Here is a 20358-nt window from a genome sequence, read left to right as displayed (position 1 = left end):
AACAGCCCGTGCCCCCGCCGCCGTTGCTCCGGCCGCACCTCGCACTCCACGGAAACCCGCGTGTAACGATCCCGCAAAGAGGGCTTCCCTCGTCGGCGTGTGACCGCTCACACTGAGGCGCAAGAATGTGACCGGTCACATGAGCGCTGAAGCGAAAGCGAGACCTTGATGCCTGCTGACGTCGTCGAGACCGTGCGCTGGGGGCACACCGGCCTCACCGCCGTCGTGGAGATCCACCCGGACCGCCCGGTGTCGTTGCGCGAGCTGTCGGCGGGGACGAGATCCGCCCCACCGGCAGCCCCCTCCTCCCAGCCGCTGGTGGAGGTGCTGGTGCCGGGCGAGGGCCGGGCCAGGGCTTCCCAGCGGCTGTCGGAGACGGCGGTGGGCTGCAGGTTGCGGTACGCGGGCTCCGAGCAGTCGAGCGCGAACGGCTGGCACGAGCTGCGGATCCGGCTGCGCGACCAGGCATCGGGCCTGGACGCCGAGCTGATCATGCGCTCCCCCGACGGCGTTTCGGCGGTGCAGGTGCGGGTCCTGGTCACCAACACCGGCGAGCACCCGGTGCCGCTGCTGGCGGTCACCTCGTTCGCCGCGGCCTTCCCCGCGGAGCACGCGAGCGGCCTCGACCTCCTGTACGCCGACAGCGAGTGGCTCGCTGAGAACCGCTGGACCAGGCGCCCGCTCGGCGACCACGTCCCCGACCTCGGGCTCGGGGCGCACGGCCAGCACGGCAAGGGCACGTTCGCCCTGACCAGCCAGGGCACCTGGTCGAGCGGCCGGCACGTGCCCATGGGCGGCCTGATCGACCGGCGCACCGGGCGCACGTGGTTGTGGCAGATCGAGCACAACGGCCCGTGGCGCTGGGAGACGGGCGAGCGGCTGGACGGCGCGTACGTCGCCCTGTCCGGCCCCACCGACCTCGACCACCAGTGGAACGAGCTGCTCGCTCCCGGCGAGTCGTTCACCACCGTGCCGGTCGCCATCGCCGTCTCGGACGGGAGCCGCGAGGGCGGCGCGAGGGTCACCGGTGACGGCGCGGGGGCAAGCGGCGTGGGGGCAAGCGCAGGCCCGGAGGCCGGCGCAGGCGCGGCCGGCATCGACGGCATGGAGAGCGCGGCGGCGGCGCTGACCGCCTACCGGCGCGCGCTGGTGCGCCCCCACCCCGACCGCCCCGCCCTACCGCTCATCTTCAACGACTACATGAACACCCTCATGGGCGACCCCACCACCGAGAAACTCCTCCCCCTGATCGACGCAGCCGCCGCCGCAGGCGCGCAGGTGTTCTGCGTGGACGCCGGCTGGTACGACGACGGCGGCGACTGGTGGGACAGCGTAGGCGAGTGGCACCCCTCCCAGACCCGCTTCCCGCACGGCCTGGAAGAGGTCCTGACCCGCATCACGAGCGCGGGCATGACCCCCGGCCTGTGGCTGGAGCCGGAGGTGATCGGTGTGCGCAGCCCGATGGCCGACAAGCTGCCGGACGCGGCGTTCCTGCAGCGTGGCGGCGTGCGGCTGGCCGAGCACGGCCGCTATCACCTCGACCTGCGCCACCCGGCGGCCGTCGCGCACCTGGACCAGGTGGTGGACCGGCTGGTCGAGGAGCTGGGCGTGGGCTACTTCAAGCTGGACTACAACATCAACCCCGGCGCAGGCACCGACGTGGACGCGCCGAGCGTCGGCGCCGGGCTGCTGGCGCACAACCGGGCGCACCTGGCCTGGCTGGAGTCCGTGCTGGACCGCCACCCGCGCCTGGTGCTGGAGAACTGCGGCTCGGGCGCGATGCGCATGGACTACGCGATGCTCTCGCGCCTGCAACTGCAGTCCACCAGCGACCAGCAGGACTTCCTGCGCTACCCGCCGATCGCGGTCGCCGCGCCGTTGTCGATGCTGCCCGAGCAGGCCGCCAACTGGGCCTACCCGCAGCCCGGGATGACGGCCGAGGAGATCGCCTTCACGATGTGCACGGGCATCCTGGGCCGGCTCTACCTGTCGGGCGACCTGCCTCGAATGGCGCCCGAGCAGCTCGCCCTGGTCGCGGAGGGCGTGCGGCTGCACCGGAGCCTGCGCGCCGACCTGCTGCGCGCCACCCCGTGCTGGCCGCTCGGCCTGCCCGGCTGGGACGACCCGTGGCTCGCCCTCGGCCTGCGCACCGGGCAGGTGACCCGGCTGGCGGTCTGGCGCCGCCCCGGAGCCTCGGGGACCGCCGTCCTGCGGCTCCCCCACCTGGCCGGACGCGACCTCACCGTGGAACTCGCCTACCCGGCGGCGGCGGAGGGCTGGGCCTGCTCCTGGAACGCGCGGGCCGCCGAGCTCACCGTCACCGCCACCACCCCCGCACCCACTGCCCGCATCCTCCACCTCCGTCCTCTCTGACCCGAAGGAAGCCGAACCGTGAAGCTCGCACAGCGTGTCGCCGCCGCGTCGGCCCTCGTCCTGGCCGTCGCGGCGTGCAGCGACCCCGCGGCCGGGCCCGCCGCGGCCCCCGCCACCGGCGGCTCGCCGGCCGCGTGGCCCTCCCCCACCGCCCGACTGGACGGGGTGACGCTCACCATCTGGGCCGCCCAGAACAGCAACACCGTGCCCAAGGGCGTGACCGACGCGTTCACCCAGGCCACCGGGGCCAAGGTGGAGGTCGTCACCATCCCCGACCCGTACGAGCAGGGCGTGCAGACCAAGGTGGCCACCGGCGACAAACCGGACCTGGCCTTCTGGCAGCCGACGGCGTCCATGCTCACCGCGCTCAACGCCCGCGCCAACCTCCAGCCGCTCGACGGCGCCCCCTGGATCGAGAGCATGTCGCCCGAGCTGCGCGACATGACGGGCCTGCTCGACAGGACGCGCTACGCCGCGCTCGTCACCAGCCCGGCGGTCGAGGGCGTCTACTACAACAAGCAGCACGTCAAGCAGCCGCCGAAGAGCTTCGACGAGCTGGTCGAGACCGCCCGCGCGCTCAAGGGCAAGGGCGTCACCCCGTTCTTCGAGATGGCCGGCGACAAGTGGGCCACCCAGTGGTGGGTGCAGGTCCAGCTCGCCGACGCCGCCAGGAACGGCCTGTGGGAGCGGGTCAACACGGGCAAGGAGACGTTCGAGGACCGGACCATCCTGGACGCGATCAGGAAGTACCGGGCGCTGATCGACGAGGGCCTGTTCAACGCCGACATCAAGACGGCGACGTTCGAGGACCAGGGCGAGGCGCTGCTGTCCGGCAAGGCGGCCATGGTGATGCAGGTGAACTCGTTCTTCGGCCAGCTCCAGGCCAAGGCCGACACGGCCGAGCTGGACGAGAAGATCGGCTTCTTCCCGATCTCGCCGTCGGGGAACGTGGGCACGTTCATTCCCGACCAGTCGAACGCGCTGGTGGCCTTCCGCACCGGCGACGCCAAGCGGGAGCAGGCCGCCCGGCAGCTCCTGGCGTACTGGATGGGGCCGGGTTACGCCGGTTTCGTGGCCGACCGCAAGACGGTGTCGCTGCGTACGGACGTGCCGACGCCTGACGGCGTGCCGCAGGCGCTGCTGGACGTGCACGCCTCGCTCGGGCAGGCGGTCGGGTCGATGCAGGCGCTCGCCGTGGCCAACCCGGACCTGTACCTGAACCTGGCCGACATGATCACCGGCAGCCTGACGCCCGAGCAGGTGGCGGCCGCGACGCAGAAGCAGTTCGCCCAGCTCGCCAAGGCCGCCGGCGCCACCGGCTTCTGAGCGCCGGCCTCTGAATCCTGCCGGCTTCCGGCGCACACCCCGAGGAGTCACCACGTGCAGCAGACGCTCACCCGCCCCGTGAGAGCCGCCCCGCGGGCGCCCGCCACCGCCGTCGCGCGCGGCCGGACGCACCCCATGTGGTTCCTCCTGCCCGCGTTCGCGATCCTGTTCGTCTTCTTCTTCCTGCCGACCCTGTTCAACTTCGTCTACGCCTTCACCGACTGGTCGAGCTTCAAGAGCGAGATTCGTCCCGCGGGCTTCGACAACTTCACCTACCTGCTGTCGGACGGCACGCTCTTCAGCGCGCTGCGCATCACGGTGATCTACGCCGCGCTGGTGGCCCTGTTCCAGAACGTGTTCGGCTTCGGCCTGGCCGTGCTGCTGGAAAAGGACACCTGGCTCAACCGGGCCGCCCGCCTGGCGTTCCTCATCCCGGTGCTGATGTCCGCGCTGGCCGTCGGTTACGTCTTCCAGGCCCTGCTCAAGCCGGACGGCAGCCTCAACGACCTGCTCTCGGCGCTGACCGGGCAGCAGGTGGAGATCGCCTGGCTGGGCAGCACGACGTGGACGCTGGTGCTGGCCGCGGTCATCCACGCCTGGAAGTGGATGGGCCTGTCGATGCTGATCTACCTTGCGGGGCTCAAGACGATCCCCGAGGACGTGACCGAGGCCGCCCGCATCGACGGCGCCACGCCGTGGCAGGCGTTCTGGTCGATCCGCTTCCCGCTGCTGGCCCCGGCCGTCACCTTCAACGTGGCCACGGCGCTGCTCGGCTCGATGAACGGCTTCGACATCGTGCAGGCGCTGACCGGCGGCGGCCCGGCCCGCAGCACCGAGATCCTCAACATCTTCATCTACCGCACGTTCGGCCAGGGGCTGTTCGCCCAGGCCACGGCCATGAGCCTGGTGTTGTTCCTGATGGTCGCGCTGCTGGCCTTCCCCGTCATCCGCGTGCTGCGCAAGAGGGAGGAGATCCTGTGACCGTCCCCGCCTTTGGTTCCACCGCCCGCCGCCGGGCGCCGTCCCCGGCGGGGCGGGGGCCGGCCGCGCGGCTGCGGCCGTTCGCGGTCGTCGCGCTGGTCGTCCCCGTCATGGGGGTGCCGCTGTGGCTGGTCGTCGTCACGGCCGCCAAGTCGCAGGGCGAGGCTCTGTCGCCGAACCTGTCGCCGCCCGCGCGGTGGCGGTTGTGGGAGAACCTGGCGCAGGTCTGGCAGCAGGGCGAGGTGCCCCTGGCGTTCCTGGGCAGCCTGCTCGTCGTGCTGCCGTCGGTGCTGCTGGTGCTCACGTTCGGCTCGATGGCCTCGTGGATCCTGGCCCGCCGCGCCTCGCGGCTGAACGCGGTGCTGTACGCGCTGGCCATCAGCGGGATCGTGCTGCCGCCCGCGGTGGTCACCATCGTGCTCCTCCTACGCCAGCTCGGGCTGGCGGGCAGCCCGGCCGGCATGATCGGCGTCTACGTCGGCATCTACCTGTCCACCGTGATCTTCTTCGTCACCGGCTTCGTCCGCACGGTGCCGCTGTCGCTGGAGGAGGCCGCCCGCATGGACGGCGCCGGGCCCGTGCGGGTGTTCTTCTCGGTGATCCTGCCGCTGCTGCGGCCGGTGCTGGCCACCGCGACCATCCTCATCTGCCTGTACGTGTGGAACGACGTCTTCTACGCGTTCTTCGTCGTGGGCGGGCGGCTGGACACGTTGCCGCTGAACCTGTTCCAGGTGGCCAACGCCGGGCTCTACCTCAACAACTGGCACCTCATCTTCGCCTACGTCATCCTGATGAGCCTGCCGCTGCTCGCCGTCTTCGCGGTCGCGCAGCGCAGGATCATCTCCGGCATCACCGGCGGCGCCGTGAAATAGGGGCGTCCCTCAGGCCAGGGTGACCAGGTCGGCGTAGCCGTCGTGCCACAGGTCCTCGACCCCGTCGGGCAGCAGCAGCACCCGCTCGGGGCGCAGGGCCTCGACGGCCTCCTGGTCGTGGGTGACCATGACCATCGCCCCCTCGTACGCCTCCACCGCCGCCAGCACCTCCGCCTTGGAGGCCGGGTCGAGGTTGTTGGTCGGCTCGTCGAGCAGCAGCACGTTGGCCCGGGAGCTGACCAGCCCGGCCAGCGCCAGCCTGGTCTTCTCCCCGCCGGACAGCACCCCGACCGGCTTGTCCACGTCGTCGCCACCGAACAGGAACGACCCGAGCACCGCCCTGGCCTCGCCGTCGGTGAGCTGCGGGGCGGCGGCGGCCAGGTGCCCGCCGACGGTGGTGGCCGGGTCGAGGGTGTCGTGCTCCTGGGCGAAGTAGCCGAGCCGCAGCCCGTGCCCGGGCACGACCCGCCCGGAGTCGGGCCGCTCGTGCCCGGCCAGCAGCCGCAGCAGCGTGGTCTTGCCCGCGCCGTTGAGCCCGAGCACCACGAGCCTGCTGCCCCGGTCGATGGCCAGGTCCACGCCGGTCAGCACGGGCAGGCCGCCGTAGGACTTGGTCAAACTGATCGCGCCGAGCGGCATGCGCCCGCTGGGGGCGGGCTCGGGCAGCCGGATGCGGGCCACCTTGCCGGTGCGGCGGACCGGGCGGGTGCCGGCGAGCATGCGGTCGGCGCGGCGGGCCATGTCGCGGGCCCGGACGGCGGTCGAGGCCCGGGAGCGCATGCGGTCGGCCTGCGCGTGCAGCGCCGCGGCCTTGCGCTCGGCGGCGGCCCGCAGCCTGGCCCTGCGCCGGTCGTCCGCGTCGCGGTCGGCCAGGTAGGTGCGCCAGCCGGTGTTGTGCACCTCCAGCGCGCCGTCCTCGACGTGCCAGACGCGGTTGGCCACGTCGGCGAGCAGCCCGGTGTCGTGGCTGATCAGGACGAGCCCGCCCGGGTGCCCGAGCAGGAACGAGCGCAGCCAGGCCACGGAGTCGCCGTCGAGGTGGTTGGTCGGCTCGTCGAGCAGCATGACCTCCGGCTCGGCGAACAGCACCCTGGCCAGCTCCACGCGCCGCCGCTGCCCGCCGGACAGGTTACCCAGCGGCTGGTCGAGCGCGCGGTCGGGCAGGCCGAGCCCGGCGGCGACGCGGGCGGCCGCCGCCTCTGCCGCGTACCCGCCGCGGGCCTGGAACTCGGCCTCGGCCCTGGCGTACCGGCTCATGGACCGCTCGTCGCCCGACTCGGCGAGCGCGGTCTCGGCGGCCCGCAGGTCGCGCAGCGCCACGTCCAGGCCGCGGGCGGACAGGACGCGGTCGAGCACCGCGCGGCCGGGATCGGCGGCGGCCGGGTCCTGCGGCAGGTAGCCGACGGAGCCGGTGCGGACGATGTCGCCGGCGGCGGGCTGGAGCCGCCCGGCGAGGGTCTTCATGAGGGTGGTCTTGCCTGCGCCGTTACGGCCGACCAGGCCGATCCGGTCGCCGGGGGCGACGTGGGCGGTGGCGCCGGACAGGAGGAGACGGGCGCCGACGCGCAGGTCGAGGCCGCGGAAGGTAAGCATGGGAATACGCTCCGGAACAGCTCAAGGACACAAGGGTGGCGTGGAAGCGGGTGTCCTGGCTAAGAAGTCCGGGGCGTAGACATGGGGCCCAGTGTAGGAGGGCGTCGCGCCGGCCTGCCACCGATTAATGTCGGCCGGCGCGCGGTACCGTCGTCAGTTCCAGATGCCGGGAACGCCGGCGGGCACGTCGTCCTTGACCTCGGAGCGGTCGATCGTGTCGCCGCGCAGCGGCAGGTTCACGGTGACCTCGCGGCCCCAGTCCGCGAACCGGGTGTCCGACTCGACCCGCACCGTGGTCTTCGACACGGGCAGGGTGGCCTTGACCGACACCCGCCGCACCAGGCCCCCGTCGCCGAAGTACAGCACGTAGGAGATCTTGCCCGTCTTGAAGCGCGTCCCGTAGCGGGAGGCGAACGGGGCGGAGACGGCGGCGAGCTTGGCCGGCTTGATGCTGCCCTTGAGAATGCCGTCCTTCCAGGACGTGCGGGCGGCGACGAGCGCCTTGAGCGTGGCCGGGTCGAGCACCTCGACGAGCAGGTTGCTCGGCGGCTGCTTCACGCCGCTGTAGCGCACGTGGCCGGCGCCCGCGGTCATCAGCGGCTGGTCGACCACGGGGCCGCTGACGTAGCTCACGGTGCCCGAGGAGATCAGCCGGACGGGGCCCGCCAGCAGGCCCTCGGTCTCCTTGGGGCTGGACCTCTTCATCTCGCGCAGCAGCTTGTCGCTGTACTGCACGGTCTGGCCCAGGTCGGAGGCCACCGGGCCGCGCGAGCCGAACCCGAACGTGCCGTCCACGGCGGAGGTGACGACCCGGTCGCCCGGGTAGGTGATCTTCGCCGTCGCCTGAAGGTTGACGGCTCGGCCCGGCGCTAACTCGGCCTGGAGCGCCTTGACCGGGTCGGATGCGGATGCGGCCTGCGCGGGCATGGCGGTGAGCTGCACCACGCCCGCGACCACGGCGACACCGACGATGGTTCGCTTCATGGAATTCCTTGGGAACGGTCCGGACAGACGCGAACAATCTGGTGCATCAAAGATCGTCCGTCAAGCCGGACCGGCCTGCGGCACCAGGTCAGGCGGGGAAGTCCTTGGGGTTGACCGAGCTGGTGCCGGCGTTGCCGCCCCTGACCGGGTTGAGGGTCAGCGACCAGCCGGGGATCCTGGTGGCAGTGGTCCGGTAGGTCAGCTTGTCGTTGAAGCGCTGGTAGACGGCGTTGCGCGTGAACCTGCCCTTCGACCGGTTGAAGCGGGTGCCGGTGGTGAAGTAGATCCGGTATGTGCCGTCACGGACGTCGTTGATCGTGGCCGTGGACTTGGCGCGCACGTAGATGCTGATGGCCTTGGTCTTGCCTCTGACCAGGGCGACGACGCCGTCCTGCGAGAGGCCGTTCTTGATCTTCAGCCTCCCCTGGCCGCCGCTGATGCGGTCGTAGAGGATCGTGCCGTTGCGCGGGCGGGCCAGCGCGGCCGACTCGGCCGTCAGGGTCACCGACGTGGCGACGGTGCCGGACGCCGTGGTGGCGGCTCCGGCCGGGGACGAGGTCAGCAGCCCACCCGCCAGCGCGACCGCGGCCACGACGCCGGTGCGCATGGCGGTTCCTTCGAGAAGCCTCTTCACCGAAGATCTCCTTCGCGACGTAAGGGTCACGGTAAAGATAGGGTAAAGGGACTCTTGTCCGAAACCTCATATGCCGCAGGGCTACCGGCGCCGGCCCCGATCAGTGAGGCAAGGCGATGGCGCTCTAGTCGCCGGGAGCCGGGGCCCGCAGCACGGGGGCGCTCAGCCTGACGCACAGGTCCCAGACGGCCTGCTGAGCCGCCGGGTCGAGGGCGGAGGCGGGCAGCGGTTTGCGGCGGCACCGGTCGTCGAGGTAGGCGCCGCTCACGCCGTCCAGCTCGGGGCTCGTGGCCGCGTACACGCTGGAGCGGGCGGACCGGGTGAGGTCGGACAGGAACAGTGGCGCGACGACCTTCAGGACCAGCGGCGCGATCGGCCGGTAGGCGATCGGGAACGCCCGGATCGGCGTGGCCCGGTTCAGCGGCGTGTAACCGTGGCCGGGGTAGACCACGTTCGCCGTCACGCCGGAGCCGCGCAGCCGGTCCGCCAGGCGGCAGGTCAGCGCCATGGTCATGGTCTTGGTGTGGTTGTAGTGGCTGAACAGCCAGCCGAGGTAGCGGCGTTCGCCCTGGAGGTCGTCGCGGTCGATGGGACCGCCGGGCAGGCCGCCGGTGAGGTTGACCACGCGGGCGGCGGGGGCGCGTTCCAGCAGCGGCAGCAGGAGGTGGGTGAGCGTGAACGGGGCCAGCACGTGCGCGGCGAACATCGTCTCCACGCCGTCGGTGGTCAGCTCGCGGGCGGGCCGGTTCACGCCGACGTTGTTCACCAGCACGTCGAGCCGGTCGTGGCGGCCGGCGACGGCGGCGGCCAGGCGGCGCATCCCGTCGAGCCGCGTGACGTCGGCGGCGACGGCGTGCACCCGGTCGTGCCCGGCGCTGCTCCTGATGTCGCGTGCGGCGCGTTGCCCGCGCTCCGGGTCGAGCCCGGAGAGGATCACCGACGCCCCGCGCCCTGCCAGGGCACGGGCGGTTCCCATGCCGATCCCGCCGGTGCTGCCCGTGATGAGGACTACGCTGTCATTCATGTCACTCGATGCCATGAACGACACTATATGCCTCGCTATACACTCGGGGGCATGGCGGGGTTGAGAGAGCGGGCGCGGCGGGCCGTGCAGGCGGAGCTGGCGGCGGTGGCGCTGGAGCTGTTCACGGAGCGGGGCTTCGACGAGGTGACGGTGGACGACATCGCCCGGGCGGCGGGGGTGTCCAAGCGCAGCTTCTTCCGGTACTTCCCGGCCAAGGAGGATGCCGTGTTCGGCGGGGTCCAGGTCATGGGCGACGACATCGCCGAGCAGCTCGCCGCCCGGCCTGCGGGCGAGCCGCCGTGGGAGTCGCTGCACGCGGTGCTGCGGGAGTGGGTCGCGCGCATCGACGCCGAGAGCCGGGCCACGCTGCGGCTGATCGAGCGCACGCCCTCGCTGCGGGCCCGTTCCCAGCAACGGCGCGAGGAGGTACGCGGGCGCATCGCCGCAGCGCTGGCCGCCCGCACCGGCCTGGACGCGTTCACCGCCGACCTGCTCACCGCCGCCGCCGGAGCCGCCATCGACTGCGCCTCCCGGGAGTGGCTCCGCACGGGCGCGGACGGCGATCACATGAAGCTGGTCGACACCGCCTTCGCCCACCTGCGCCCGGCGGTCGCCCCCGGCTGACCTGCGGGCCGACATCTGTCCTTCATGCCCTAGACTGCGGCAGATGTTCGCGGCCCCCGCCCGGCTGGCCTGGCTGGACGCCCTGCGGGGACCGGCAGCGCTGGCCGTCACCCTGCACCACGCCGGCTGGACGTTCGTCCCGGGCGTCTGGGCCGAGCTCGACCGCCGCATCGACCTCGGGTCCTGGGGCGTGCTCGTGTTCTTCCTGGTCAGCGGCTACATCATCCCCGCCTCCCTGGAGCGCCGCGGCGACCTGCGCGCGTTCTGGACCGGCCGTGCCTTCCGCCTGCTCCCGCTCCTGCTCGCGGCCTCCTGCCTGGCCCTGCTCCTCACCGCGGCAGGCGTGCTGCCCGCCTCGCCGGGCCTCGGCGAGCGCCCCTGGCCGCTGGTCGCGCTCGGCAACGTGAGCATGCTGCAGGAGCTGCTCAACCTGCCCGCGCTGATCAACGTGACTTGGACGCTCTCGTACGAGATGGCGTTCTACCTGATCAGCGTGGCCCTGTTCGCGACCCGGCAGGCTCACCGGTCGGCGGGCATCGCCCTCACCCTGGCCCTCGCGGCGGTACCCCTCGGCCTGCTCCTGCCCAGGGCGACGATCGGCGGCCGGGCCGACCTGGCGGCCGCGCTACTGGGGCTGGCGGTGGTCGCGGCGATCGCGGTCACCGTCCTGGCCTCCGAGGGAGCGCGGACGGTGGCGGCGGTCGCGGGCGGCGGGCTGGGGCTGGCGCTGGTGGTGCTGGGCAGCCGGGGCGGCACCTGGCAAGGGGTGATCATCCTGGCCGTGATGTTCACCGGGACGGCGCTCTACCGCGCGGAGCAGGGCACGATCTCGTGGCGGGCCGCCGGGACCACGGCGGCGGTGGTGGCGGTCTGCGGGATCCCCGCCAAGGACGACCCGGCCTGGGGGGCGGCGGTCGTGGCGGCGTTCGGCGCGTTCGCGCTGGCGTACGCGCTGCGCGGCCGGTCGTTCCCGCGCTGGCTGCCGTGGCTCGGGCTGGTCAGCTTCTCCGTCTACCTGCTGCACCCGATCCTGCTGCACCTGGTGCCGGACCTGCCGCTCTTCCTCCTGGCCCTGATCCCGCTCAGCGCGCTGACATACCAGCTGATCGAGAAGCCGGGCCAGCGGCTGGGCAGGCGCCTGATCAGCCGGACCCCGCGTTAGGCGCCGGGCGCGCCTTTGCCGCACAGGTAGCCGACGATCATCTCGCCGACCATCCGGCGCTGCCTGGCCCGGTGCTCGGCCGCCGTCATGTCGCGCCCGAACAGCGCTCCGAACGTGTGCTGGTTCGCCACCCGGAAGAAGCAGAACGCGCTGATCATCATGTGCACGTCGATGGCGTCGGCCTCGGTGACGAAGTCGCCCGACTCCTGCCCCGCGTCGAGGATGCGCGAGATCAGGTCGAGCACCGGCGTGCCGAGGTTGCCCAGGACCTCGGACTTGCGGATGTGCTCGGCCTGATGGATGTTCTCGATCGCGACGAGCTGGATGAACTCGCGGTGCGCGTCATGGTGGTCGAACGTCAGCTCGGCCAGCGTGCGGATCGCCGCCACGGGCGCGAGGTGCTCGACGTCGACCGTGCGCTCGACCTCGCGCACCTCGGCGTACGCCTTCTCCAGCACGGCGATGTAGAGCCGCTCCTTGCTGCCGAAGTAGTAGTAGATCATGCGCTTGGTCGTGCGCATGCGGGCCGCGATCTCGTCCACGCGCGCCCCCGCGTAGCCGTAGCGGGCGAACTCGCGCTGCGCGACCTCGAGGATCTCCGCCTTGGTACGGTCGGCGTCCCGCTGGCGGTCGGTGGTGGCGGGGGGCGAGGTCATTGGCTCATCATAGGCGCGCCCGCGGCCCGCACGACGTCGGGCTCAGAACGGATGGCGGGCCTGCCGCGCCGCCGGCGTGATCCACGCCGGTGTCCCCGGTGGTGCGGCGGAACGGGCGGGCACGGACTTGCCGTCGATCAGCAGGTCTCGGGTGATGGTCATGAGTGGTTCTCCTCGGTGAGCACGCGCTGGGCGACGGCGAAGGCGGCGTTGGCCGCGGGGACCCCGCAGTAGATGGCGCTCTGCAGCAGGACCTCGCCGATCTCGTCCGGGGTGAGGCCGTTGCGGAGCGCGGCGCGTACGTGCATGGCCAGCTCTTCGAGGTGCCCGTGGGCGACGAGCGCGGTGAGCGTGATGCAGCTGCGGGTGCGGCGGTCGAGGCCCGGGCGCGTCCAGATCTCGCCCCAGGCGTAGCGGGTGATGAGGTCCTGGAAGTCCCTGGTGAAGGGCGTGGTGCGGGCCATGGCCCGGTCCACGTGGGCGTCGCCGAGCACCTCGCGGCGCACCTGCGTGCCGGGCAGGGCGGGCAGGTGCGCGAGCAGCGCCTGGGTCACGCGCTCCGGCTGGTCGGCGGGGGCCAGGTGGGCGGCGCCGGGCAGCTCGACGAGCGTGGCGCCCGGGATGCCGTCGGCCAGCTCCCTGGCGTGGGCCGGAGGGGTCGCGGGGTCCTCCCTGCCCGCCACCACCAGGGTCGGGACGGTGATCTTCGGCAGGTCCGCGCGCAGGTCGTAGGCCGCCAGGGCGTCGCAGCACGCGGCGTACCCGGCCCGGTCGGTGGCGGCGAGGTCGTCCAGCAGGGCCTGGTGCGGGGCGCCGGCGAACCAGCGGCGGGCGGTGGCCTCCAGCAGCGGCGCGGTGCCCTGCGCCCGCACCAGCTCCGCGCGCTCGTGCCAGGACGCCGGCTCGCCGAACCTGGCGCTGGAGCAGATCAGGGCCAGCGACCGCAGGCGGCCGGGGTGGCGGACGGCCAGCGTGGCGCCGATCGCGCCGCCGATCGAGACGCCCGCGTAGTGGAAGGTGTCCCAGCCCTGGGCGGTGGCCAGGTCGAGGACCAGGGTGGCCAGGTCGTCCATGGTGGTGACCTGGGGGGTAGGTGAGTCGCCGTGGCCGGGGAGGTCGAAGGTGAGGACTCTGAACGTGCGGGCCAGGGCGGGGAGCTGGGCGTGCCAGAGGGTGGTGGAGGTGCCCAGGGAGGGGGCGAGGATGAGGGGGTCGCCGTGTTCCGGGCCGTCCAGGCGGTGGTGCAGGAGCATCAGTGGGGTGCCTCGTCTTGGTCTTGGTGGTGAGCCGGACCGGTGGTGGGGGGTGGTGGTCCGGGCTCGTGTCCCTCGGGCTGGGCGGTCGCTTGCGGCGGGGTGCTCGCTTCGGGCGCGGCGGTCGCTTGCGGCGGGGCGGCGGTGAGGGCGCGGTCCACGAGGGCAGGGGCGGGGCCTGGGTCGCCGGTGACGGCGAGGTTGGCGCGCATGCGGTCGGGGTGCACGCGCAGGTCCGCGACCAGCTCGGCGGCGTCGCGGGCGGCACCGGCCACCAGGCGCAGGGCCTCGCGCAGCGGCTGCCACTCCGCGTGCCAGGCGCCGGACGGGCGTTCGTCCTCGGCGGCGAGCGAGCCGTACAGGATCGCGGCGAGCTGCGGCACCTGACGGGCGGCGGCGGCGATCATCGTGGCCCTGACCGGGTTGTGCTTGTGCGGCATCGACGACGAACCGCCGCCGACGCCCTCGGACAGCTCGCCGATCTCGGTGCGCGACAGCACCAGCACATCGGCCGCCACCTTGCCGAGCGCTCCGGCCGTGAACGCCAGCGCTCCGGCGAGGTCGGCGATGGGCGTACGCAGGACGTGCCACGGCAGCACCGGCTCGGCCAGGCCCAGCTCGGCCGCGAACCGCCCGGGCAGCCGCAACGCCACCGCGACGCCCCCGTCCTGCGCGTCCCCGGCAGGCGCGTCCGGGGGTGGCTGGAAGGCGGCCAGGGTGCCGGCGGCGCCGCCGAGCTGGGCCGGGAGGGCGTGGTGGGCGGCGGCGAGGCGGGTGCGGGCGTCGGTGGCCAGCAGGCGCCAGCCCGCCGCCTTGAGCCCGAACGTCGTGGGCACGGCCTGCTGCGTGAGTGTCCGGGCGGCCATCGGGGTGTCGCGGTGCCGTGCGGCCGGCGCCGTGAGCCCGGTGATCACCCGGTCCAGGTCGGCCAGGACGGGGCCCAGCGTGCGGCGGGCGACCAGCATGAGGGCGGTGTCCACGATGTCCTGGCTGGTGGCGCCCCGGTGGACGTACTCGCCGTACGCCGGCCCGGCCGCCCTGCGCAGGTCCTGCACCAGCGGGATCACCGGGTTGCCGCCCGAGCGGGCCCGCTTCACCAGGCCGGGCAGGTCGAACGCGTCGGCGCGGGCGGCGGCCGACACCGCCTGCGCCGCCTCGGCCGGGACGAGGCCGAGGGCCGCCTGGGCGCGGGTCAGGGCGGCCTCGGCGTCCAGCATGGCCTGCAGCACGGCGACGTCACCGGTGTCCTCGGCCGCGCCCCGCATCGGCGACAGCAACCCGAGATCGGCCTCCGCACGCGAAGCCGGTCGGTCGCCGCCGGCCCTCGCGCTCCCGGCACCCGCACCAGCGGCCGACGCGCCGCCGGTGGCCGCCGCGCCGCCGGACCGCGGCCCGGGATCAGCCGAAGTCAAGGAAGACCGTCTCCTTCTCACCCTGCAGATGGATGTCGAACCGATGAACCCCCTCACGCTCCTCCACCGCCACCAGCGTCTGCCGCCGCTCCGGCGGGAGCGAGTCGAGGAAGCTGTCCTGCCCCAGGTAGATGCGCGTATACAGATGGTGCAGCAACCCACGGGCGAACACGCACACGCTGATGTACCCGTTCCCCGGCACGACCGTGCGCAGCGCCCAGTGCCCGTCGTAGTCGGTGGCCACCCGCCCGAACCCGGTGAAGCGCACGCCGTCGCGCCCGAGGATGGCCCCGTTGGTCGGGTCGCGGCGCATGGTGCCGGGCGCCGCGGCGACGGAGCCGTTCGCGTCGGTCTGCCAGAACTCCAGCAGCGCGTCGGGCACCGGCTCTCCGGCGCCGTCGTAGACGTAGCCGTGCACGGCGATCCCGCCGGACGCGAGGTCGCCGCCTCCGGGGAACGGCAGCGCGTACCCGTAGAACGGGCCGACGGTCTGCGAAGGGGTGGGGTTCAACGGCCTTCCTCCATCCAGGTCGCGGTGGGCCCGTCGAGCACGATGTCCCACTGGTAGCCGAGCGAGTACTCGGGCTCGGACAGGTCGTGCACGTAGGCGGCGACCAGCCGCTGCCTGGCGCGCTCGTCGGTGACCGACTGCATGATCGGGTCGTACGGGAACAGCGGGTCGCCCGGGAAGTACATCTGGGTCACCAGGCGCTGCGTGAACGCCGTACCGAAGAGCGAGAAGTGGATGTGGGCCGGGCGCCAGGCGTTGAGGTGGTTGCGCCACGGGTACGGGCCCGGCTTGATCGTGGTGAAGACGTAGTTGCCGTCGTCGTCGGTCAGGCAGCGGCCCACGCCGGAGAAGTTGGGGTCGAGCGGCGCGGGGTGGTCGTCGCGCTGGTGCAGGTAGCGTCCGGAGGAGTTGGCCTGCCAGATCTCGACGAGCTGGCCGCGTACGGGGCGGCCCTGGCGGTCGAGCACGCGCCCGCGCACCGTGATCCGCTCGCCCAGCGGCTCACCGAGGTGCTGCTTGGTGAGGTCGTTGTCGAACGGGGTCACGTCGCTCACGCCGAACACCGGCCCCGACAGCTCGACCGCCTCCGGGTCCTTGATCGCGACGAGCGGCTGCTTGGGGTGGCGGAGCAGGGTGCTGCGGTAGGGCGCGTAGTCGCGGGCGGGGTGGTCGCCCTGCCGTCCGGCGTGTTCCGCGATCTCCTGATCGATGTCGGCCTGCTTGAGAGGTTCGGACATCACGCTACCTTTCGAGTACGACGGCCAGCCCTTGGCCGACGCCGATGCAGAGACAGGCGAGACCGGTGCCGGAGCCGGCGGCGGCCAGCCGGTGGGCCACCGCGCCGGTCACGCGGGCGCCGGAGGCTCCGAGCGGGTGGCCGATGGCGATCGCGCCGCCGTCGGGGTTGACGATCGCCGGGTCCAGGTCGGGCAGCTCGGCCAGGCAGCCCAGCACCTGGGCGGCGAACGCCTCGTTCAGCTCGGCGGTGTCGAGGTCGCCGAACCGCTTGCCCGCCTTGGCCAGCGCCTTGTTCGCCGCCTCGACGGGGCCCAGCCCGAAGTAACGCGGCTCCAGCGCGCTGACCCCGCCGGCCACGATCCTGGCCAGCGGCTCGCGCCCGCGCAGGCCCGCCTCGTCGGTCAGCAGCAGGGCCGCGGCGCCGTCGTTCAGCGGGGAGGAGTTGCCCGCGGTGACCGTGCCGCCGTCCTTGCGGAAGGCGGGCTTGAGCTTGGCGAGCGCGTCGAGGGAGGTGTCGTGGCGGATGCCCTCGTCGGCGGTCACCCCGGCGATCGGGACGATCTCGCGCTCGAACGACGCCTTGGCCGCCTTCTGGTGGCTGGCCAGCGCGTACGCGTCCTGCTCCGCCCGGGTGATCCGGTGCTTGTCGGCGATCAGCTCGGCCCCCTCGCCGAGCGCGACCGTGTGCTCGGCGGGCATCTGCGGGTTGACCAGCCGCCAGCCGAGCGTGGTGGAGACCAGCTCCTGCCCGCCTGCCGGGAACGCCCGCTCCGGCTTGGGCAGCACCCACGGGGCGCGGGTCATCGACTCGACGCCGCCCGCGATCACGGTGGAGGCGTCGCCGACCGCGATGGCGCGGTAGGCGTGGATGACGGCCTCCATGCCGGAGCCGCACAGGCGGTTGACCGTCACGCCGGGCGTGGTGACGGGCAGGCCGGCGAGGAGCGCGGCCATGCGGGCGACGTTGCGGTTCTCCTCGCCCGCGCCGTTGGCGTTGCCGAGCACGACCTCGTCGGCGCTGTCCAGGCCGTTGCGTTCGGCCAGCGCCTTGACGACGTGCGCCGCCAGGTCGTCGGGCCGGATCTTGGCCAGGGCTCCGCCGTAGCGGCCGAAGGGGGTGCGTACGGCATCGACGATGTAGACGTCCTTCATGCGGCCACCTCCGCGCCCGTGCGCTCGCGCACCTCGTCCAGGCCCACCCCGGGCGCCAGCTCCACCAGCGCGAACCCCCGCTCGGTCGTGTCGAAGACGCCGAGGTCGGTGATGACCCGGTGCACGCACTCCTTGCCCGTCAGCGGCAGCGAGCACTCCGCGACCAGCTTCGGGGAGCCGTCCTTGGCGTTGTGGTCGGTGATCACGATGACCTTGCGCGCGCCGTGCACCAGGTCCATGGCGCCGCCCATGCCCTTGACGAGCTTGCCGGGGACCATCCAGTTGGCCAGGTCGCCGCGGGCGGAGACCTGCATCGCGCCGAGCACCGCCACGTCGATGTGGCCGCCGCGGATCATGCCGAACGACAGCGACGAGTCGAAGAACGACGCGCCCGGCAGCACGGTGACCGTCTCCTTGCCGGCGTTGATCAGGTCGGGGTCGACGTCCTCGGCCCTCGGGTACGGGCCGACGCCGAGGACGCCGTTCTCCGAGTGCAGGACCACGTCCACGCCCTGCGGCAGGAAGGAGGGGATGCGGGTGGGCAGGCCGATGCCCAGGTTGACGTAGTCGCCGTCGCGCAGCTCGGCCGCCGCCCGCGCGACCATCGCGTCACGGGTCCAGCTCATTCGGTGATCGTCCCTTGTGCCGGAGGTGCAGAGATCGTACGCCGTTCGATGCCCTTGTCGGCCGCCTGCTCGGGGGTCAGGACGAGCACGCGCTGGACGAAGACGCCCGGCAGGTGCACCTCGTCGGGGTCGAGCTCGGTCAGCTCCTCGACCTCGGCGATCGTGACGCGCCCGGCCATGGCGGCGAGCGGGTTGAAGTTCCTGCTGGACTTGTTGAAGACCAGGTTGCCGAAGCGGTCGCCCTTGGCGGCCCTGACCAGCGCGAAGTCCGTACGGATGCCGCGTTCGAGCACGTACTCGCGGCCGTCGAACTCCCGCACCTCCTTCGGCGGCGAGGCCACCGCGATCGAGCCGTCGGGGTGGTGCCGCAGCGGCAGGCCGCCGTCGGCGATGGGCGTGCCGACCCCGGCGGGCGTGTAGAACGCGGGGATGCCGCTGCCGCCGGCGCGCAGCCGCTCGGCCAGGCTGCCCTGCGGCGTCAGCTCCACCTCCACCTCACCGCTCAGGTACTGGCGGGCGAACTCCTTGTTGTCGCCGATGTAGGACGCCGTCACGTGGGCGATGCGCCCGGCCGCCAGCAGGATGCCCAGGCCGCCGCCGTCCACGCCGCAGTTGTTGGACACGACGCCGAGGCCGGTGGCTCCGGTGTCGTAGAGGGCCTTGATCAGCACATTCGGGATGCCGCTGAGGCCGAAGCCGCCGACGGCGAACGACGCGCCGTCGCGCACGCCGGCCAGCGCCTCCGCGGCCGTGGCGACCACCTTGTCCTTGCGCACGACGCTCCGTTCCTCAGATGCGTTCGCTCTGCGAACTTTAGTTCACTATTATCTGTTTTCAGTATGTGTATCGAGGGGTGGGCTGTCAAAGGTCTCTCTCGTGGTGTCATGCGTACCGTCGGAGCGGGACGGCGGCGCCTCGATCGTCCCCGCCGTCTTGGAGGAGGAGCTCGATGGAAGCGGCCGGAACCCTGGAGCGCGGGCTGGCCGTCCTGCGCGCGCTGGCCGCCGACCCCCGGCGGCCCGTCCGGGCGACGGACCTGGTCCGCGCCACCGGCCTGGCCAGGTCGACCGTGGATCGCGTGCTGGGGACGCTCGCGCATCTCGGCTACGTACGGGCGGAGGGCCGCGACGTGTCACCCGCGCCGCGCCTGATGGAGCTGGGCGAGGCGTACCTCGCGGGCAGCGGGCTGCGCGACGCGCTCGCCCCCTTGGCGGGGCGGCTGGCCGACGAGCTGGACGAGTCCGTGTCGCTGGCCGTGCGGGACGGCGACGGGGTGCGTTTCATCGTGCAGTGCACCCGGCGGCGCACCATGTCGGTCACCTTCCGGGTCGGCGACCTGCTGCCCGCCGATCGGTGCGCGGCCGGGCTGGCGTTGCTGGAGCCGGGGGTGGAGTGGGCTGAGGATGATCAGCTCATCGAGCCCGGGCTGATCGCGGTGGCCATGCCTGTGCGGGATGGGGAGGGGCGGGCTGTTGGTGCGGTCAGTGTGGTGAGTCATACGAGCCGGCATGGTGTGGCGGAGCTGCGGGAGCATTGCCTGGTCGCGTTGCGCAAGACGGTGGCCGAGATGGAGGCGACGCTGGCCGGCGCGCGGCCCGTGCCGGAGCCGGCCGCCCCGCGGCCTGGCGGCTCGGTCGATCACTCGCGCAGCGCCAAGCAGGAGCTGGGCATGGGCTTCCTGCAATCCCTGGCACGCGGGCTGGCCGTCATGGTCGCGCTGGGCACGGCCCGCGGCGGCCTGACCCTCGCCGACTGCGCCAAGGTCACCGGGCTGCCCAGGGCGACGGTGCGGCGGGCGGTGCAGACGCTGGAGCGCCTCGGCTACGCGGGCGCCGACGGGGCCCGGTTCGTGCTGCTGCCCCGGGTGCTGGAGCTCGGGTACGCGCGGCTGTCCGGGCTGACGCTCGGTGAGGTCGTCCAGCCGCATCTGGCCGACCTGGTGGCCCGCGTGCGGGAGTCGGCGTCGGTGGCCGTGCTGGCGGGGGACGACGTGGTGTACGTGGCCAGGGTGCAGACGGTCAGCCTGATGAGCATCAACATCACGGTGGGCACCCGGTTCCCCGCGTACGCGACGTCCATGGGCCGGGTGCTGCTGGCCGAGCTGCCCGAGGAGCGGCTGGCCACGATCGTGCCGCGGCGCCTGTCGCCCAGGACCGTCACCTCGGCGGCCGAGCTGCGGGCCGCGCTGCGGCAGGCCGCCGTGGACGGGTACGCCCTGGTCGACCAGGAGCTGGAGGAGGGCGTACGGTCCATCGCGGTGCCGATCCGCGACCGGTCGGGGCGCACGGTGGCGGCGGTGAACGTGGCCACGCACGCCGGCCGCGCCTCCAACGCGACCCTCCTGCGGGACGTCCTGCCGGCGCTCAGGGAGACGGCTGCCCGCATGGAAGCCGATCTCGGCCACGTGCACGCCTCCATCGACGGGTGATCGGTGGTT

General features: G+C 72.9%; 19 protein-coding genes. 7 read left to right on the top strand and 12 right to left on the bottom strand.

All coding sequences use genetic code 11. The annotated features are described in order from the left end of the window. Positions 1-168: 168 nt before the first annotated feature. The 4 genes from LCN96_RS14590 to LCN96_RS14575 are packed head-to-tail and all read left to right on the top strand — an operon-like array spanning position 169 to position 5552. A complete protein-coding gene (locus tag LCN96_RS14590; RefSeq protein WP_225273155.1) occupies positions 169-2373 on the top strand; it encodes a glycoside hydrolase family 36 protein in 2205 nt (734 codons plus the stop codon). A gap of 18 nt (positions 2374-2391) precedes the next feature. Next, on the top strand, positions 2392-3699 hold the full coding sequence (locus LCN96_RS14585; RefSeq protein ID WP_225273154.1) for an ABC transporter substrate-binding protein: 1308 nt from the start codon (positions 2392-2394) through the stop codon (positions 3697-3699). 54 nt (positions 3700-3753) lie between these two features. Continuing rightward, on the top strand, positions 3754-4680 hold the full coding sequence (locus tag LCN96_RS14580; RefSeq protein WP_225273153.1) for a carbohydrate ABC transporter permease: 927 nt from the start codon (positions 3754-3756) through the stop codon (positions 4678-4680). Then, positions 4677-5552 (top strand): carbohydrate ABC transporter permease, encoded by an 876-nt coding sequence (locus LCN96_RS14575; RefSeq protein ID WP_225273152.1) that lies wholly within the window; start codon positions 4677-4679, stop codon positions 5550-5552. The genes LCN96_RS14580 and LCN96_RS14575 overlap by 4 nt, the downstream gene beginning before the upstream one ends. Before the next feature lie 9 nt (positions 5553-5561). Here LCN96_RS14575 and LCN96_RS14570 read toward each other — a convergent pair whose 3' ends face one another. The 4 genes from LCN96_RS14570 to LCN96_RS14555 form a co-directional block, all read right to left on the bottom strand. Next, positions 5562-7145, bottom strand: a complete 1584-nt coding sequence (locus tag LCN96_RS14570; protein ID WP_225273151.1) for an ABC-F family ATP-binding cassette domain-containing protein — start codon at positions 7143-7145, stop codon at positions 5562-5564. 153 nt (positions 7146-7298) lie between these two features. Further along, positions 7299-8129, bottom strand: a complete 831-nt coding sequence (locus LCN96_RS14565) for a hypothetical protein (protein ID WP_225273150.1) — start codon at positions 8127-8129, stop codon at positions 7299-7301. Positions 8130-8217: 88 nt separating this feature from the next. Next, on the bottom strand, positions 8218-8763 hold the full coding sequence (locus LCN96_RS14560) for a hypothetical protein (protein ID WP_225273149.1): 546 nt from the start codon (positions 8761-8763) through the stop codon (positions 8218-8220). Positions 8764-8887: 124 nt separating this feature from the next. Beyond that, positions 8888-9787, bottom strand: coding sequence for an SDR family NAD(P)-dependent oxidoreductase (locus LCN96_RS14555; protein ID WP_225273148.1), 900 nt, complete (start codon positions 9785-9787; stop codon positions 8888-8890). Between the two features lie 51 nt (positions 9788-9838). Between LCN96_RS14555 and LCN96_RS14550 the strand changes: the two genes are divergently transcribed. Both LCN96_RS14550 and LCN96_RS14545 read left to right on the top strand, forming a co-directional pair. Further along, a complete protein-coding gene (locus LCN96_RS14550; RefSeq protein ID WP_225273147.1) occupies positions 9839-10411 on the top strand; it encodes a TetR family transcriptional regulator in 573 nt (190 codons plus the stop codon). Between the two features lie 43 nt (positions 10412-10454). Further along, entirely contained in the window at positions 10455-11573 is a 1119-nt protein-coding gene (locus LCN96_RS14545) for an acyltransferase family protein (protein ID WP_225273146.1), read from the top strand. Here the strand turns inward: LCN96_RS14545 and LCN96_RS14540 are convergent. The 8 genes from LCN96_RS14540 to LCN96_RS14505 all read right to left on the bottom strand — a co-directional run bounded on the left by LCN96_RS14540 (position 11570) and on the right by LCN96_RS14505 (position 18697). Continuing rightward, positions 11570-12229, bottom strand: coding sequence for a TetR/AcrR family transcriptional regulator (locus LCN96_RS14540; protein WP_225273145.1), 660 nt, complete (start codon positions 12227-12229; stop codon positions 11570-11572). The genes LCN96_RS14545 and LCN96_RS14540 overlap by 4 nt on opposite strands. 158 nt (positions 12230-12387) lie before the next feature. Next, positions 12388-13482, bottom strand: a complete 1095-nt coding sequence (gene pcaDC / locus LCN96_RS14535; RefSeq protein WP_225273144.1) for a bifunctional 3-oxoadipate enol-lactonase/4-carboxymuconolactone decarboxylase PcaDC — start codon at positions 13480-13482, stop codon at positions 12388-12390. Further along, on the bottom strand, positions 13482-14894 hold the full coding sequence (gene pcaB, locus LCN96_RS14530; RefSeq protein WP_225273143.1) for a 3-carboxy-cis,cis-muconate cycloisomerase: 1413 nt from the start codon (positions 14892-14894) through the stop codon (positions 13482-13484). The genes pcaDC and pcaB overlap by 1 nt, the downstream gene beginning before the upstream one ends. Further along, on the bottom strand, positions 14881-15405 hold the full coding sequence (gene pcaG, locus LCN96_RS14525) for a protocatechuate 3,4-dioxygenase subunit alpha (protein WP_225273142.1): 525 nt from the start codon (positions 15403-15405) through the stop codon (positions 14881-14883). Before pcaG ends, pcaB begins: the two co-directional genes overlap by 14 nt. After that, the gene (pcaH, locus tag LCN96_RS14520) at positions 15402-16142 is read right to left on the bottom strand and encodes a protocatechuate 3,4-dioxygenase subunit beta (protein WP_225273141.1); all 741 of its coding nucleotides are present in this window, start codon (positions 16140-16142) and stop codon (positions 15402-15404) included. Before pcaH ends, pcaG begins: the two co-directional genes overlap by 4 nt. A 4-nt stretch (positions 16143-16146) precedes the next feature. Then, positions 16147-17295 (bottom strand): thiolase family protein, encoded by a 1149-nt coding sequence (locus LCN96_RS14515; protein ID WP_225273140.1) that lies wholly within the window; start codon positions 17293-17295, stop codon positions 16147-16149. Next, on the bottom strand, positions 17292-17921 hold the full coding sequence (locus LCN96_RS14510; RefSeq protein ID WP_225273139.1) for a CoA transferase subunit B: 630 nt from the start codon (positions 17919-17921) through the stop codon (positions 17292-17294). The genes LCN96_RS14515 and LCN96_RS14510 overlap by 4 nt, the downstream gene beginning before the upstream one ends. After that, positions 17918-18697 carry a CoA transferase subunit A gene (locus LCN96_RS14505; protein ID WP_225273138.1) on the bottom strand — a complete coding sequence of 260 codons (780 nt, stop codon included), beginning with the start codon at positions 18695-18697 and terminating at the stop codon, positions 17918-17920. Before LCN96_RS14505 ends, LCN96_RS14510 begins: the two co-directional genes overlap by 4 nt. Before the next feature lie 173 nt (positions 18698-18870). On the opposite strand from LCN96_RS14505, the gene LCN96_RS57100 reads away from it, so the two are divergent. Next, positions 18871-20349 (top strand): IclR family transcriptional regulator domain-containing protein, encoded by a 1479-nt coding sequence (locus LCN96_RS57100; RefSeq protein WP_311132288.1) that lies wholly within the window; start codon positions 18871-18873, stop codon positions 20347-20349. Positions 20350-20358: the final 9 nt, after the last annotated feature.

Origin of the sequence: Nonomuraea gerenzanensis (genome assembly GCF_020215645.1) — a bacterium.
Taxonomy (GTDB): domain Bacteria; phylum Actinomycetota; class Actinomycetes; order Streptosporangiales; family Streptosporangiaceae; genus Nonomuraea; species Nonomuraea gerenzanensis.
This window is presented reverse-complemented; position numbering and strand designations above follow the sequence as displayed.

What these genes read in the sequence shown, in the direction of transcription:
- LCN96_RS14590 (WP_225273155.1), top strand. Translation starts at nt 169, where the DNA reads ATGCCTGCTGACGTCGTCGAGACCGTGCGCTGGGGGCACACCGGCCTC.
- LCN96_RS14570 (WP_225273151.1), bottom strand. Translation starts at nt 7,145, where the DNA reads ATGCTTACCTTCCGCGGCCTCGACCTGCGCGTCGGCGCCCGTCTCCTC.
- LCN96_RS14565 (WP_225273150.1), bottom strand. Translation starts at nt 8,129, where the DNA reads ATGAAGCGAACCATCGTCGGTGTCGCCGTGGTCGCGGGCGTGGTGCAG.
- LCN96_RS14555 (WP_225273148.1), bottom strand. Translation starts at nt 9,787, where the DNA reads ATGAATGACAGCGTAGTCCTCATCACGGGCAGCACCGGCGGGATCGGC.
- LCN96_RS14550 (WP_225273147.1), top strand. Translation starts at nt 9,839, where the DNA reads ATGGCGGGGTTGAGAGAGCGGGCGCGGCGGGCCGTGCAGGCGGAGCTG.
- LCN96_RS14545 (WP_225273146.1), top strand. Translation starts at nt 10,455, where the DNA reads ATGTTCGCGGCCCCCGCCCGGCTGGCCTGGCTGGACGCCCTGCGGGGA.
- LCN96_RS14540 (WP_225273145.1), bottom strand. Translation starts at nt 12,229, where the DNA reads ATGACCTCGCCCCCCGCCACCACCGACCGCCAGCGGGACGCCGACCGT.
- pcaDC (WP_225273144.1), bottom strand. Translation starts at nt 13,482, where the DNA reads ATGCTCCTGCACCACCGCCTGGACGGCCCGGAACACGGCGACCCCCTC.
- pcaH (WP_225273141.1), bottom strand. Translation starts at nt 16,142, where the DNA reads ATGTCCGAACCTCTCAAGCAGGCCGACATCGATCAGGAGATCGCGGAA.
- LCN96_RS14515 (WP_225273140.1), bottom strand. Translation starts at nt 17,295, where the DNA reads ATGAAGGACGTCTACATCGTCGATGCCGTACGCACCCCCTTCGGCCGC.
- LCN96_RS14510 (WP_225273139.1), bottom strand. Translation starts at nt 17,921, where the DNA reads ATGAGCTGGACCCGTGACGCGATGGTCGCGCGGGCGGCGGCCGAGCTG.
- LCN96_RS57100 (WP_311132288.1), top strand. Translation starts at nt 18,871, where the DNA reads ATGGAAGCGGCCGGAACCCTGGAGCGCGGGCTGGCCGTCCTGCGCGCG.